Source organism: Nocardia sp. JW2, assembly GCF_051843015.1.
GTDB classification, from domain to species: domain Bacteria; phylum Actinomycetota; class Actinomycetes; order Mycobacteriales; family Mycobacteriaceae; genus Nocardia; species Nocardia coubleae.
This window is the reverse complement of the sequence record NZ_JBPXLK010000006.1, coordinates 268278-282002: the sequence shown is the minus strand read 5'-3', so window position 1 is coordinate 282002 and position 13725 is coordinate 268278. Positions and strand designations below refer to the sequence as shown.

The following is a 13725-nucleotide window of genomic DNA, read 5'->3' as shown; positions in this document are numbered from 1 at the left end:
ATCGGAACAACGTTCCGCTTCTTGCAGGATACCTCCGGGAGAGGAAAACCCATGCAGTACCGCACCTTGGGCCGCACCGGCGTGCAGGTCAGCACACTGGCGCTCGGCGCAATGAACTTCGGCCGGATCGGCAATACCGGCCAGGACGAGGCCACCGCGATCGTCGATGCCGCGATCGAGGCCGGGATCAATCTGATCGACACCGCCGACGCCTACAGCGACGGCCGATCCGAGGAAATGGTCGGTCAGGCCATCGCCGGTCGCCGCGACGACCTGGTCATCGCGACCAAGGCCTACCTGCCGATGGGCGAGGACCCCAACCGGCGGGGAAGCTCACGTCGCTGGCTGGTGACCGCGCTGGAAGACAGCCTGCGCCGCCTCGACGTCGATCACGTGGACCTCTATCAGATCCACCGGTGGGATCCGAGCACCAGTGACGAGGAGACGCTCTCGGCGCTCACCGACCTGCAGCGGGCCGGGAAGATCCGCTATTTCGGCTCCTCGACCTTCCCTGCCTACCGCATCGTGCAGGCGCAATGGTCGGCCCGCGAGCATCACCTGAGCCGCTACGTCACCGAACAACCCTGCTATTCGATCCTGCAACGCGGCATCGAATCCCATGTGCTTCCGGTGACCGAGGAATACGGCCTCGGTGTGCTCGCCTGGAGTCCGCTGGCCTCGGGCTGGTTGTCGGGCGCCATCCGGGCGGGCCGCGAGATCACCACCAGCCGTTCCGGATTCATGCCCCACCGTTTCGATCTCGATGTGCCCGCCAACCGGGCCAAACTCGAGGCTGTCGAGCGGCTGGCGAAGGTCGCCGACGAGGCCGGGTTGACGATGATTCAACTGGCGCTCGGATTCGTCACCGCCCACCGTGCCGTGACCAGCGCGATCATCGGCCCGCGAACCATGGCGCATCTGCATTCGCAGCTCGCTGCCGCCGATACCGTCCTGTCGGCCGAAGTCCTCGACGAGATCGACGAAATCGTTTCTCCGGGGGTCGATCTCGCGGCCGAGGAGAAGTACGACACGCCACCGTCGATCCTCGACGCCACTCTGCGGCGTCGATGACTACCCGCTCGGCATCGCCCGGCCGCGAAATGGAGGTGCCGACAGACAGCGGCGGGCAGTAGATTTCCGCTGTGACACAACAATCCTGGGTTCCTGAGGCGCAGAACCCGCAGGCGTACCTCGAGGGCGACTCCGTCATCCAACTCTACGACGACGCGGTGACCGCCATCGCGCGCGACCTGCGACGAACCGCCCCCGACGACGTGGACTTCGCCCGCGCGGCCTTCGACTGGGTCCGCGACGAAGTCGACCACTCCTACGACGTCCAGGACCCCCGGGTCACCCTGACCGCCGGGGAGGTGGCCCGCGAACGAGTCGGCCTCTGCTACGCGAAATCCCACCTCCTCACCGCCCTCCTGCGCAGCGCGGGCATCCCCACCGGGCTGTGCTACCAGAAGCTCGCGGACGACGACGGCCACGTTCTCCACGGCCTGGTCGCCGTCTACCTCGAGGGTGGTTGGCACCGTCAGGACCCGCGGGGCAACAAGGAGGGCATCACCGCCGAGTTCTCCCTCGCCGAGGAACGACTGGCCTGGGCCGTCGATCCCGCACTCGGCGAGATCGACTACCCACAGGTGTTCGTCAGCCCCGCGGCATCCGTGGTGAAAATCCTCGGCGAGGCGAAGCAGGAGTCGATCCTCGACGTCACCCTGCCGACCTCCTTGGAGGATCAGCTCATTCGCTGACCGCGGTGGCGGCTCGCACTGTGCGCATCGATGCATCCAGTGCAAGAAGGCCGCCACCGTCCCGGGTCGCTCTCAGACAATGTCGGTGTTCGTCAGCCCTGGCGGATCTACTCTGATGCGCTTCTCGAACCAGTGGTCGGCCAGAGGATCGTCGCCATATGCCGCGATTTCGGTGTACCCGCGCCGGGCATACAGCCTGCGGGCCTCGACCAGATCTCTACGAGTATTGAGCCGGATCCTGTGCGCGCCGAGACGGCGAGCGGTGTCCTCGGCAGCGTCGAGCAGCACCGCGGCACCGCCCTCTCCGCGCGCGTCCGGCCGAACGAACATCCGCGTGAGCTCCATCGTGCGGGTATCGAGGCGCCGCAGACCGACACAACCGGCGGGCTCACCACGTCGGCGTGCGAGAAGCAGCGATCCGGTCGGTGGTCGCAGGTCGTCGCTGTCGTGACCCTGCGCGAGGTGCCTGTCGATCTCCGCGTCGTCGGTGGGACGCCGGTAGTACCGCGTGATCATTTCGGCAAGAAACAGGCGAAGCAGGGCATCCGCTTCGGGTGATCGCGGTTCGGCGGTTCCGACGGTCCACCCACCTCGGCCTGCGCGGTAGTGCTCTCGTCCGAGGACTTTCGGCTCGTCAGCGCGTTCCGCCGTCATACTGACGAGCCTAGGCGTCGTCCTGACCGTCGTCTTCCCCGCAATCGCCGGGTATGGCGTCGGTTCGCCACCGTGCGCGCAGGACGCCGTCGCTGTCGGGCAGGACGGCGGCGAACAAGGGGCACCGCTGGTCCATGTCCACGGACAGTGTGGTCGCCGCCCGTGCACGGGCGACCATGGCGGCGAGGTCGTCGAACTCGGTGTCGTCGGCGATCGTGCTGCTGATTCGTCCGTGTTCGTCCTCCCAGATCAGTTCGATCAGAGCTTCTGCAGGGAGGTGGGCGAGGACTTCCTCGACATTGCCGGACAGGTCCGGCCAGACGGTGAGTCGAGAACGCGGGGTGAGTTCGGCGCGCACCGCGTCGATCGTGTCATCGGTGAGGCGGTGCCAACGCGACGCGCCAGCGACGTATCCCTCTTCGAGGAGGACAGCCTTATGCGTGGCGAGGTGCCGACGAAGCTGGGCCCAGAAAGTGTCGTCGGCCGGTCGCTGCTCGCCGGGTTCGTCGTCGAGAACCACATCGTAGGGGGAGGCCGACAGCCGCTCGGCGAACAACCCGAGTGCGTGTGTGCGTGACAACGCCCTTTCACACGCGTGATCAGCACCGATATATACGTACTGGTCCCACCCGACGTGGACTGTGAACACGTCTTCCACTTCCAAGCGGCACCAGGCGCCGTTGTCGCGAAGCATCGCGCGAACCAACTCCAGGCCGACTGCTATCGGTATCTCCGCTCCGTCGTGGAATCCGGCGAGGTCGGGTGGGAAGAGCCCGGCCAGACCATGGGCATCGACGGCGGCGATCTGCGGTTCCCGGATCGCCAGCCGGTCGACGCCTGCATCGTCGGCGAAGGCGGCCACTGCCCGCAGATAGGCGGATTCGACCGCGCCGTGGTCGCTGTCGGTGTCCTCGGCGCCGAGATAGCGGCCGTGCTCGTCTCGATCGTCGGGGTCGTACTTGGTGACCCGGTAGGTGTAGAGCACGTCACCGCCCGGTCCGAATCGGCGCGGGCTCGCCGATGACCCGGCTGTCGGCAGCCGCCCTGCCCACCAGGACCAACTCGGCTCCGGTCAGTGCCGCGATCATGATCGCCTCGCCGACGTTGCCCAGCGGGGGACATGCCGTGGCCGCGCCGGAAGCCACGACGAGCAAGACGATGCCGATCAAGGGGAAACGCAACCGCTCGTTGCGCCACAACGACACCGTCGCGGTGAACAGTACGGCGGAGACCACGAGCGCGGGGATCGGTATCGCCGGGTGTTCCGAGCCGTAGCGCAGGGTGTCGGCGAATGTTCGTGGCACGAGTCGCACATGGGCCAACTCACCGAATACACCCCACACCACCAGCAATGCGGTGAGAACAAACGCGGCACGTCGCCACCACAGCCCGGCATCCACCCGGTCGACGGCCCACCACACCAGTAGCGGCGTGAGCAGCGCGTGACCGATGAACCGGCCGATACTCAGCCCGTGCAGCACCGCTCCTTCACCGATCAGCGCACCGAGCCCGAAAACGGCTGAGTCATAAGCGATGCCGAGGCCGACCACACCCAGCACGAGCACGCGTGGCCGTCGCGCGGCACGCATCCACAGCAGTCCGACACACAGCAATTCGATACCCGCGACCACGAGCAAGGAAAAGGACACCACAGCACAGCTCTCCAGAAATCGCGCACGTCCGCGCCGGACGGTCGCTGCCACGCTATCCGACACCGAACGCAGGCAACCTGGCTATTGTTGGCGACAGCGGCGGTCTGTGACCGCCTCCGCGTTCGATAGCCCAGTGACCTGCGATGACTGCCTGATTCGAGCCAGGAGGAATGCGTGGATATCACCGAATTGATCCTCGACGACCATCGTGAACAACGGCGGTTGTTCGCGATTCTCGAGCAGATAGACCCGAAGAACGTCGATGTTCTCGCGGCGATCTGGGAGCGGCTGGCGGCCTTTCTCGAACTACATGCCCAGGCCGAGGAGGAGATCTTCTACCCGGAACTGCTGCGGGTCGGAATTTCCGCTCGCCGCACCCGCCGGGTGGAGGACGAAACGCTCGACGCGATCGGTGACCACAACGACATCCGCGATGCGGTAGGAGAGGTGGCACGTCACAAGGTCGGATCGCCCGAGTGGTTCGCCGCCGTGGCGGCCGCGAACACCGCGAACGGCGATCACATGGCCGAGGAGGAACGCGAGGGACTCACCGATTTCCGCCGCCTCGCCGGCCTCGGCGAACGTCACCGGCTCGCCGTCGAATTCGCCGCGTACGAGGCGCGACACTACGCGGGCGTGCGCCCCGTCGACAAGGATCCCGAAGGTTATGTGGAGGCGGTGGAGGAACAATCGGCGACCTGGTCGAAGGGGTCGTTGGGTATCGGCCCGATGCGCTGAGTGAGGTCGTCGCTCAGCCGAACGGCTCGACGACTTCCCGGAGAATACGGGCGAAAGCCTCCGGCTGGCCCGGATAACCGGACTCGGGACCGGCGAAACCACCGTGATGGCTGGGGAAGACAACCGGCTGCACACCGAGTCGGTCGGCCAGCGCCGACGAGGTGCGTTCGGTGACCGTGCCGCGAGATTCCTCGCCGTAGCCGATGACGATGCGGGTCGGTGCCGCGGTGAGTCTGGCGATATCCGGGTGGTAGGCCAGGACCGGGCGGGAGCGCTCCGACAGCAGCGGGTGGTCGCGGGCACCGTCGTCCTCGACCGGCAGGCCGAACATCGCGGGGTCGGCCGCTGGTGCGGCGAAGTAGTCGTCGGTGAATTCGCCCTGCCAGGAGGTCATCGCGATGAAGGTCGCCATGCCCGCACCGAATCCGCCGGCCGCGTACGCTGCGCGGTATCCGTCGGCCGCGCGTTCGGCGGCCGGGGCATCGGGAAGAACGGTCAGCAGCGGCGGTTCGTGCGCGACCAGGGTGGTCACGTCCTCGGGGTGCGCGGTCACCAGCGCCAGCGCGACGATGGCACCACCGCTGCTGGCGAAGAGCTCGACCGGACCCGCGCCGAGAGCCTCGATGACAGCGTGGACGTCCTCGGCGTGCACGGCGGGGACATTGTCGACCTCACCGTCGGATCGGACGCTGCGCCCGAGCCCACGCGGGTCGTAGGTGACAACAGTGCGATCGGGGAAATGCGCGGCGAGCGCGGCGAACCCGCCGGCATCCATCGGAAGACCGGTCATCAGCAGCGGCGGTCGCCCGTCAGCGGTGGGGAGCGGACCGTGCACGTCGTAGGTGAGCGTTGCGCCAGGGGTATCGAGCTTGTGTGTGGTCATGTCCGTATTGACGTGCCGTAGGACGAGAACTCATCGGCCGAACCGGGATCTTCGAAGCGGTCCTCGAAAGTTGCAGTGCCCCCGAAGCCATCTCTGGGCGAGACGGCGCCGGGGGCGTACTGGTTACGACGTCACGGCCTGGGCGGCCGAGGCGGTTGATCGTCCTTGCGGCCGGTGACCGCATCCCGCACCTTGTCCAGCACCGCCGCCGCCAAGCCCGCGGTCTTCTGGACCACGGAGCCCGACGGTGTGTTGGGGTGTGGCCGTGTCGGCGCGGCCCGCTCGGCCTGCTCCATCTTCTCTTCCACCGCTTCGTGTCGCGAGGAGGCGATGACCAGACTGGTGGCCAGACGACCACGCGCGTCGAGTTCGGCCGCGCTGTTGCCGCGGCCGCGCTCGAGCGATTCGATCATCCGAGCACGCTTTCGTGATCCGCGCGCAGAAACGACAGCACGTCCATGAGCAGCTCCTCGGATCAGGCCGGACTGTGCTGTTCATGGGTGAACGGTTTGCTCCCCGCGACGGCGGGGCTGCCGTCGGGATTGGCGGTGGCGCCACGGTTCTCCCGCTTGTCCGTGCCGAGCCAGTCGTGGACCGGGTCCTGCACGTACTGCCATTCCACGCCCTCCGGCCACGGACCCCTGCCCTCGTTCCACGGTCCACGCGCACTGGCGTCGCCGTTGGACATGTTGAAGGCCAGGTTCTGGAACCGGTCGTCGCCGGGCTGGGCGCCGGGAGGGAAATTCACCGGCAGGTCGTTGAGCGCCGCGGTGAACTGCTGGAAGTGGGCTACTTCGCGGGTCATCAGGAACGACAGGGTGTCCTGAACGCCGGGATCGTCGGTGAACTGCTTGAGGTACTCGTACACGATCTTGGCACGCGATTCTGCCGCCAGATTGCTCCGTAGATCGACCGAGGGCTCTCCGTTGGAGTTCACGTAGGCGCCGCTCCACGGCACGCCGGCGGAGTTGCCGACATCGGGTCCGCCGCCGCGCAGCGCGAGGAACAGCGGATCGGTGGCGACCTGGTGAATGGTCTGCTCGCGGCCGTCGCTCGACGCGATGACGGGCATCCAGTCGCAGTGCTCGTTGGCCTGTTTCAGGTCGTCGTTGAGACCGTCGAGGAGCATCGTGATCATGGAGCCGACGATCTCGAGGTGACTGAACTCCTCGGTCGCGATGTCCATGAACAGGTCGTACATTTTCGGATGTTTCCGCCGCAGCACGAACGCCTGGCTGAAGTACTGCATGGCGGCTTTGAGTTCACCGTTGGCGCCGCCGAACTGTTCCTGTAGGAGAGTCGCGAAGCGGGGGTCAGGGCGTTCGACCCGCACCTCGAACTGCAGATCCTTGTTGTGGACGAACATCGCACTCCTCACACGTGGGATGGGTTCGATCCCTGCCGCCTACCCACGCGGCACCGCCGGAAACTCCGGTGTGCCCGATCGTGTCGCCGCGCCTTCGGACTTAGGGTGCACAGTTTTCAACCAGTAACGTCGCGCTTTCGTTTCGTTGCGTGCTACCAAACGTAAACGGAATCCGAGGGAGTCGATTGAGACGAATCTCCATCCCTAACCGCCGATAATGTTCACTTATCGGCGGTTAGAACCGCACTCTGAAGAATCGAGTCTTCTGGGGACGACACGTAATTCGTTTCGTGCAATACGTAACGCGCCAACGAATCAAACGCTACGATTCAGTCGTGTCGAGCGTCTGCAACTACCCAGGATGTGCCCGCCCCATCACCCGCAACGGTGGCCCCGGCCGACCGTCGGAATACTGCGACCACCCCGACCACACCCGATGGCGCGCGTGGCGGGAAAGGCAACGACAGCAACAAGAGTCGGCGGGTGGGGGAGAAACCGTCACTGTGACGGCTACGCAAGGGCCGGTGACCGTCGCGCGGCTGCGAGCCGACGAGCTGCTCGGGCAATTCCGTGGATTGGCCGAACAACTGGGAACCACGCTGAACGCCGCGGTCGCGGAACTGGCGACCCTCGGCGACCCGTCGGTCGCCGAGGCACAGGTCCAGGCAGTGCAGGCGGATGCCGCGCAGCGGATCGCCGAGGCGGACGTGAAAGTGGTTGCCGCCGAACAGGCGCGGCGGGAGGCGGAGGAAGCGCGGGCGTACGCGGAATCGGCCGCCGAGGACGCGGCAAGTGTGGCCGAACAAGCCGAACAGCTCATCACCGCCGCGCAGACCGCTCGCGACGAAGCGCTGGCCGAACTGGAGCGTCTCACCAAGCAGGCCGCCGATGACGTGTTCGCCGCCCGCAGCGCCGCCGAAGCACAGGTGCGTCAGGCCGAACGCGACGCCGCCGAAAGAATCGAACGCATCCGCGAAGAAGCCGCCGAGGAGGTGGCACGCGCCGAGCAACGCGCCGACACCGAGATCACCCAGGTGCGCCGCGACGCCGAAGCCCGCATCAACGCCGCCCATGCCGAACGCGACCTCGCCGTGCAGCGGGCCGCCGATGCCGACCGAGCGACCCAGCGAGCCGAACTCGCCGCCGCCGAACGGGTCGAAGCCGCCAACGAGGCCCGCGAGGAGTGGCGCCGAGCCCGCGCGGAATTGGACACGACCCGCACCGAACTCGACCGCACCCGAAGCGAATTGGCGGAGCTGCGACGCACCACCGCCACCGAGGCCGAGGCCCGCCGCGTCGAATCCGAAGCGGCACTCGAGCGGGTCAGAGCCGAAACCGCCGAACGCCTCGCCGCCCTCGACGACGCCCGCGCACAGACCCTGGCCCGCGCCGAACGCGCCGAACGCCAACTCGACGAACTCCTCGCTGCCACCCGGTCCACGGATACGGCCGGGGTATCGGCAGCGGCGATCGGCACACTCGACTAGCGTCAGCGCACATGACCGAGCAGCCCGGACCCTTGGAGACGACCCGCGAATTCGCGGCCGTCGACCTCGCCGACATGTTGAACGACGACGACACCTACACCGGACCGTCGTCCCGCACCAGAATCATCGCGATCGTGGTGGTCGCAGCCCTACTGCTCGGCGCCGCGGCCACCACCCTCGCCCTACTTCTGGCCTGACCCCGCCGACACCTCGGCCCGCGCTATGCGGGCCGGTCCAGCGGCGTGTCCGGATCCCCCGAGTGCCGCAGCGCGATGATCTGCTGCGGCGCCCAGTAGATCCGCCCGAACTCGAACTCCTGATACCGGCCGTCGTCGTGGGCGACCTCGTCGGAGGCCGGCCAGCCGAGCTCGCCGTTCTCGAAACCCGATGCCCGCCAACGTTCACCGATCGCGCCGTGCACCCGGTAGGCGGGCTGCCCGGCGCGCCGGTAGATCGCGCCGCCCTGAAACGCCTGCGCCACAGCGGGTCCGGTGCCGCGCGGGTCGGGCAGCTGTGCGTGTTCGGCGATCGGATAGCCGAGCGGCCCAGCCTCCCAGCCCGATTCGGCGTACTTGGCCATGATCGCGGTCGGGATGGCATAGGCGCCGGTGGACGGGTGCCAGTACACGTAGCCGTGTTCGAACTCGGCGAAGCGGCCGAGCCCGTCCGGTGTGGCGATCTCGCCGTCGGTGCGCCGGGCACCCAGCCACGGCGAGGCGGCCGCTCGATCGTCGATGGCGTTGGGGCGCGCACCCGCGAAACCCGCCACGTGCGAGGCGAAGACGTCCCAGGGAAAGTTCGGCCCCACATCGGTATGCGAGCCGATGCCGAGTGCCCTCGTCACATAGTTGTGGTCGCTGATCCCCTCGGCCACGTGGTACGGGGGTGCGATCACCTGGGTGGAGTACCCGTGCCGGTGGGCGCTGCGAACAGCGAGGTAGGCCGCGATCCGCAGGTCACCGTCGATGGCCAGCCACTGCTCGCGCGACCAGGCGACGCGGCTGCCCGCGAAACACAGATTCACCGTGAACGGATTGGCCGACAACACCGACCACGCGGCCAGCTCCTCCGGCACCACCCGCGCCACCACGCCGTCGCGCAGCGTGTAGTGGTACGACACCCCGTTGGACGGGTTGTTGAGGTAGGCGGCAAGGGATTCGGCGGTGCCGTTGCCTTCCTGGGTGTGCAGCAGGAAGTTGGTGATGCGGGCGCCCTCGCGCGGTGAGTGCGACGGGCCGAGGCGGTCGAGCTCGGTGAACTGCGGAATCGTCACGGAACGGTCCTTACTCCACTGGCCGAAATCGGGGGCGAGAATGTCGTTGACGTCGACGTGGGTGCTGTCGATGAGCGGCCCGGGATTGCTGGGGGTGTCGATCACCCGCTGGTACAGCACCGCGCGTGGTTCGCGTTCGGTTCCCGACCACGCCCGCGTCTGCCAGGCCCAGCTGAATTCGCCGCGGGTGCCGATCACCCCGTCCTCGATGGCCCACGCGCACACCCGCGAATGCCCGTAGATCCCGGTCCACGCCACGCCGAGCACCGCGTTGACCCCGCGGAAGAATTCGACGGCGGTGTTGTTCCACTGCGCCAGCGAGATGTCTTCGTCGACGGCGAAGAAGATCGGTGCCTCGCGTGGTGCGCCGAGACTCAGATGGGTGGCAAGGGCTTGTTCGGCCATGCGCCTGCCACCGTCGAACCCGGTGGTCCAGTCCGAGGGGGTCGGGTCACCCGGCTTGCCGTACTGCCAGATCGACACGATGTCGAGCCCCGCCGCCGCGAGAGCCCGGGCGTAGTCGGCGGTGATCGGTTTGGCCCCGAAATTCGCACCGGGTCTGCTCGGCGACACGTAGGCGAGCACCGCCGAATGACCTGCTTCGGCGATGGCCGCCGGGTTGATGAGCCGCGCCGCGAAATCGACAGCGGTAGACATGATGACCCCCTGCATGACTGCGTATCCGATGGAATTCCGGGAAATGGTGGAACTACCGAGATGATTCACGCTTGTACCGACAACCGGCACGGGGTGACCGAGGAACTCACCCTGGAATGATTCTAATCGAAACACTCACTGCGGCATCCTCATTCACCGATGCCGGGGGAGTACCCAGATCCGGGTCCGATTAGACGCGCGTAGTTTCACTCATCCGCGCCGCGCTACCGGACGGCTAACCTTTCGCCATGGTGCCAGAGCTGTACTGGGGGATCCCGACGCACGGGTTCTTCGTCGCGCTCGGCGTCGCTGTCGCGGCCGTGGTTTTCGTCGCCGAATGCCGACGCCGTGACGCACTGCGCGAGGAGTCGCTGGTCGCGGTGACCGGTGCGCTCGTCGGTGGGGCGATCGGCATGCGGTTGTCGAGCCTGGCCGAAACCCTCGATCCGCTCGAGAGCTGGCTCTTCGGTGCGCGCAGTGTGCTCGGTGGCCTGCTCGGCGCCTATGTGGGTGTGCTCGTTGCCAAACGGATCATCGGCTACCGCGAACGCACCGGAGACCTGTTCGCCCCCGCTGTCGCGCTCGGGATGGCTGTCGGGCGGGTGGGCTGCCTGCTCACCGAGGCACCCGGTCGCCCGACCCGCTTGCCGTGGGGCATCCACGCTCCGGGCACCGTGCCCCAATGTCCCGGCTGCGCGGCCGGCGTGGCGATGCATCCGAGCTTCGTCTACGAAATCCTGTTCCAGCTCACCGCGTTCGTGACGCTGTGGTGGCTACGTGACCGCATCACCACGCCCGGTGAGCTGTTCACCCTCTATGTCGGCGCGTATGCCGTCTTCCGGTTCCTCGTCGAGTTCACCCGCGCCAACGACACGGTGTGGCTGGATCTGACTCGCCCGCAATGGTTTCTGCTCCCTGGTCTCGTCCTGGTCGCGGTGCGTCTGAGCATCGGCTGGCGGCGCGGGTACTACGAGGGCGTTCTCCGACGAAAGGTCGCGGTATGAACTATCCGCCCGCACCACCACCGCCACCGCCCGGCGCGAATCCGCCGGGGCAGGGTGGCCAGGTCGCCGCGATGACGGTCGCCGGTGCGCTGTCGTTCATCGGTGTCAACGCCATGGCGGGCTTCGTCGTGCTGATGCTGGCCGCCTCGACCGCCGACGCCACCGCCGCCCGCGTGCTGTTCGGGCTCGCCGCCCTGGTGAGTGCCGGGGCGGCGTTCGGCGGTGGGTGGGCGCTGATCCGGTTGCGTAAGCCCGTATGGAAGGGCTTCGGGCTCGGCCTGATGATCGGCTGGGCGTTGACGACAGTGTGCACCGCCGGGTTCTGCACCGCGGTCAATCCCTACCTGTACACCGACACGTTCGGAATGGCGCCGTGACCGGGATGCCGCTGCGCGGCGACCGCATCCTGCGCTACGTCACCGCGTTCTGCCCGCACTGCCACGACGACCGCCACCTGCCGGAGGTCGCACGGTTGTCGGGGTGGTTGGCCGAGCGCGACGGTCAGGTGTGGCTCGAACGCGGCTGCCCGCGTCACGGCATGGTGCGCACCCTCTACGACGAAGATCCCGAGATCCTGGCCTATCTCGAGGAGTGGACCGCACCGACCAAGGCCCACCGTCCCGATGTGCCGGGCAATTTCGACCCGGTGCCCGCGGCGTATCTGCGTGGTCTGCCCGAAATGCAGACCCAGCACACCTGCATCCTGCTCGAGGACATCATCGACAGCTGCAACCTGCGCTGCCCGACCTGTTTCGCCGATTCGTCGCCGGAACTGCGCGGAGTCGTCGCGGTGGAGGACGTGCTCGCCAACGTCGATCAGCGGTTGGCCAGGGAAGACGGGCGCTTGGACGTCCTGATGCTCAGCGGCGGTGAACCCACCCTGCATCCCGAGCTGCCCCGGTTGTTCGCCGAACTGACCGCCCGGCCGATCACCCGGATCCTGCTCAACACCAACGGCGTTCGCCTGGCCGTGGACGACGAGCTGCTGGCCCTGGTCGGTGCGCATCGCGACCGGGTCGAGGTGTACCTGCAGTACGACGGCGAATCGGCTCGGGCCTCACGCCATCATCGCGGCGGCGATCTGCGGCTGCGTAAACAGCAAGCACTGCAACGCCTTTCGCAAGCGGGTGTGTTCACCACCCTGGTCATGACCGTGGCGCTCGACGTGAACGACGACGAGATCGGGGCGGTGCTGCGCACGGCGATGGACACCCCGTTCGTCGGTGGCGTGTCGATCCAGCCCCAATTCGGTTCCGGTCGTTCCGGGGCCATCGACCCGATGCGCCGCCTCACCCATACCGGTGTGCTGCGCAGGCTCGGTCCGCAAACCGGCGGTCAGGTCACCTGGCGCGACCTCACCGCCCTGCCGTGCTCGCACCCGCACTGCTGCTCGGTCGGTTACCTGCTGCGCGACGACGCCGGGCAATGGCGCTCACTGGTGTCGCTGATCGGCCACGACCGGTTGAAGTCGCAACTGGGACTGGTGTCGAACCGCATCGCCGATACGGATCTGCCCGCCGAGCTGCGGGTAGCGGTGCGTGAGTCGCTGCTCGGGCTGTTGTCGGAGCAGTCCTCGCTGTCGCATCCGGAGATCGGGAAGGTGTGGGAGAACATCTGCCAACACTGTGACCTGGGGATGTCGACGTTGCTGACGCTGGCGTCCTCGGCGCTGCCGGGCAGGCGCGCACGGCTGCGGAAGCTGTTGGGGGAGCGAGTCGTGCGGGTGACGGTGAAACCGTTCATGGACATCTCGACGATGATCGAGGAACGGCTCACCCAGTGCTGTGTGCACGTCGGCACCCGTTCCGACGCCGACCAATGTGCCCCGTTCTGCGCGGTACAGGCCTGGCCGGCACTGTCCCGGCAGCGGTTGCCGGTGGCAGCCCCTGCCGGGCGGAGCCTGCTGCCGATGGAGGTGCGGTGAGTTCGGAGCGCGGCGTCTACTACGAGGAAGCGGTGCGCGCGCGTCCACCGCACGACCCGCTGACCCTGTGTGTGGTGGCGACCGCCGCACTGCTCACCTGGTTGTTCGGTCCCTGGGCGGTCACCGCGTTCGGTGCGCTGGCGTTCGCCGGTTACTGGCGGGCGTGGCGGGCCGGACTGCGGCGCAGCCGGTGCTGGTTGCGCGATACCCGCCTGGTGCTGCTGTATGTGGGTGCGATCGCGGTGGCCGGAGCGGTGGCCGTGGTCATGTGATCGGCGTGTCGCGAAAGCTGATGCGGCACAACGGTGGCGGTGTGCGAGCACGCCCTGT

The 13725-nt window shown here is 67.3% G+C and carries 16 protein-coding genes and 1 pseudogene; 9 read left to right on the top strand and 8 right to left on the bottom strand.

The genetic code is table 11. The features are described 5' to 3' along the window. Positions 1-51: 51 nt before the first annotated feature. Entirely contained in the window at positions 52-1071 is a 1020-nt protein-coding gene (locus ACSVDM_RS12185; RefSeq protein ID WP_439264780.1) for an aldo/keto reductase, read from the top strand. A gap of 71 nt (positions 1072-1142) precedes the next feature. Beyond that, complete coding sequence (locus tag ACSVDM_RS12180) at positions 1143-1757, top strand: transglutaminase-like domain-containing protein (RefSeq protein ID WP_439264778.1); 615 nt, start codon at positions 1143-1145, stop codon at positions 1755-1757. A gap of 72 nt (positions 1758-1829) precedes the next feature. Here ACSVDM_RS12180 and ACSVDM_RS12175 read toward each other — a convergent pair whose 3' ends face one another. The 3 genes from ACSVDM_RS12175 to ACSVDM_RS12165 form a co-directional block, all read right to left on the bottom strand. Next, positions 1830-2273, bottom strand: coding sequence for a GNAT family N-acetyltransferase (locus ACSVDM_RS12175; protein ID WP_439264814.1), 444 nt, complete (start codon positions 2271-2273; stop codon positions 1830-1832). A 148-nt stretch (positions 2274-2421) separates the two neighbouring features. Beyond that, positions 2422-3396 carry a hypothetical protein gene (locus tag ACSVDM_RS12170; protein ID WP_439264776.1) on the bottom strand — a complete coding sequence of 325 codons (975 nt, stop codon included), beginning with the start codon at positions 3394-3396 and terminating at the stop codon, positions 2422-2424. 1 nt (position 3397) lies between these two features. Continuing rightward, positions 3398-4063 carry a hypothetical protein gene (locus ACSVDM_RS12165; protein ID WP_439264774.1) on the bottom strand — a complete coding sequence of 222 codons (666 nt, stop codon included), beginning with the start codon at positions 4061-4063 and terminating at the stop codon, positions 3398-3400. 174 nt (positions 4064-4237) lie between these two features. On the opposite strand from ACSVDM_RS12165, the gene ACSVDM_RS12160 reads away from it, so the two are divergent. Further along, positions 4238-4801 carry a hemerythrin domain-containing protein gene (locus ACSVDM_RS12160; protein ID WP_067638513.1) on the top strand — a complete coding sequence of 188 codons (564 nt, stop codon included), beginning with the start codon at positions 4238-4240 and terminating at the stop codon, positions 4799-4801. Positions 4802-4814: 13 nt separating this feature from the next. Here ACSVDM_RS12160 and ACSVDM_RS12155 read toward each other — a convergent pair whose 3' ends face one another. The 3 genes from ACSVDM_RS12155 to ACSVDM_RS12145 all read right to left on the bottom strand — a co-directional run bounded on the left by ACSVDM_RS12155 (position 4815) and on the right by ACSVDM_RS12145 (position 7050). Further along, positions 4815-5684, bottom strand: a complete 870-nt coding sequence (locus ACSVDM_RS12155) for an alpha/beta fold hydrolase (RefSeq protein ID WP_439264772.1) — start codon at positions 5682-5684, stop codon at positions 4815-4817. Positions 5685-5815: 131 nt separating this feature from the next. After that, positions 5816-6097, bottom strand: coding sequence for a hypothetical protein (locus ACSVDM_RS12150; protein WP_439264770.1), 282 nt, complete (start codon positions 6095-6097; stop codon positions 5816-5818). A gap of 62 nt (positions 6098-6159) precedes the next feature. Further along, the gene (locus ACSVDM_RS12145; RefSeq protein ID WP_439264768.1) at positions 6160-7050 is read right to left on the bottom strand and encodes a manganese catalase family protein; all 891 of its coding nucleotides are present in this window, start codon (positions 7048-7050) and stop codon (positions 6160-6162) included. Between the two features lie 524 nt (positions 7051-7574). Between ACSVDM_RS12145 and ACSVDM_RS12140 the strand changes: the two genes are divergently transcribed. Together ACSVDM_RS12140 and ACSVDM_RS12135 are read left to right on the top strand one after the other, a co-directional pair. Next, positions 7575-8537 (top strand): hypothetical protein, encoded by a 963-nt coding sequence (locus ACSVDM_RS12140; protein ID WP_439264766.1) that lies wholly within the window; start codon positions 7575-7577, stop codon positions 8535-8537. 11 nt (positions 8538-8548) lie between these two features. Then, the gene (locus ACSVDM_RS12135) at positions 8549-8734 is read left to right on the top strand and encodes a hypothetical protein (RefSeq protein WP_067489870.1); all 186 of its coding nucleotides are present in this window, start codon (positions 8549-8551) and stop codon (positions 8732-8734) included. Positions 8735-8757: 23 nt separating this feature from the next. On the opposite strand, the gene ACSVDM_RS12130 is transcribed toward ACSVDM_RS12135, so the two are convergent. Beyond that, complete coding sequence (locus ACSVDM_RS12130; RefSeq protein ID WP_439264812.1) at positions 8758-9810, bottom strand: N-acetylmuramoyl-L-alanine amidase; 1053 nt, start codon at positions 9808-9810, stop codon at positions 8758-8760. A 3-nt stretch (positions 9811-9813) separates the two neighbouring features. Continuing rightward, positions 9814-10482 (bottom strand): annotated as a pseudogene (locus ACSVDM_RS12125) (DUF1906 domain-containing protein); the annotation flags it as partial. Between the two features lie 233 nt (positions 10483-10715). On the opposite strand from ACSVDM_RS12125, the gene ACSVDM_RS12120 reads away from it, so the two are divergent. Genes ACSVDM_RS12120 through ACSVDM_RS12105 form a run of 4 tightly spaced genes read left to right on the top strand, consistent with a single transcriptional unit; the run spans position 10716 to position 13667 of the window. After that, a complete protein-coding gene (locus ACSVDM_RS12120; RefSeq protein ID WP_439264764.1) occupies positions 10716-11471 on the top strand; it encodes a prolipoprotein diacylglyceryl transferase in 756 nt (251 codons plus the stop codon). Next, positions 11468-11848, top strand: a complete 381-nt coding sequence (locus ACSVDM_RS12115; protein ID WP_439264762.1) for a hypothetical protein — start codon at positions 11468-11470, stop codon at positions 11846-11848. The genes ACSVDM_RS12120 and ACSVDM_RS12115 overlap by 4 nt, the downstream gene beginning before the upstream one ends. 5 nt (positions 11849-11853) lie before the next feature. Then, complete coding sequence (locus ACSVDM_RS12110) at positions 11854-13395, top strand: radical SAM protein (RefSeq protein WP_439264811.1); 1542 nt, start codon at positions 11854-11856, stop codon at positions 13393-13395. Next, a complete protein-coding gene (locus tag ACSVDM_RS12105; protein WP_439264761.1) occupies positions 13392-13667 on the top strand; it encodes a hypothetical protein in 276 nt (91 codons plus the stop codon). Before ACSVDM_RS12110 ends, ACSVDM_RS12105 begins: the two co-directional genes overlap by 4 nt. The last annotated feature ends 58 nt before the right edge of the window (positions 13668-13725 follow it).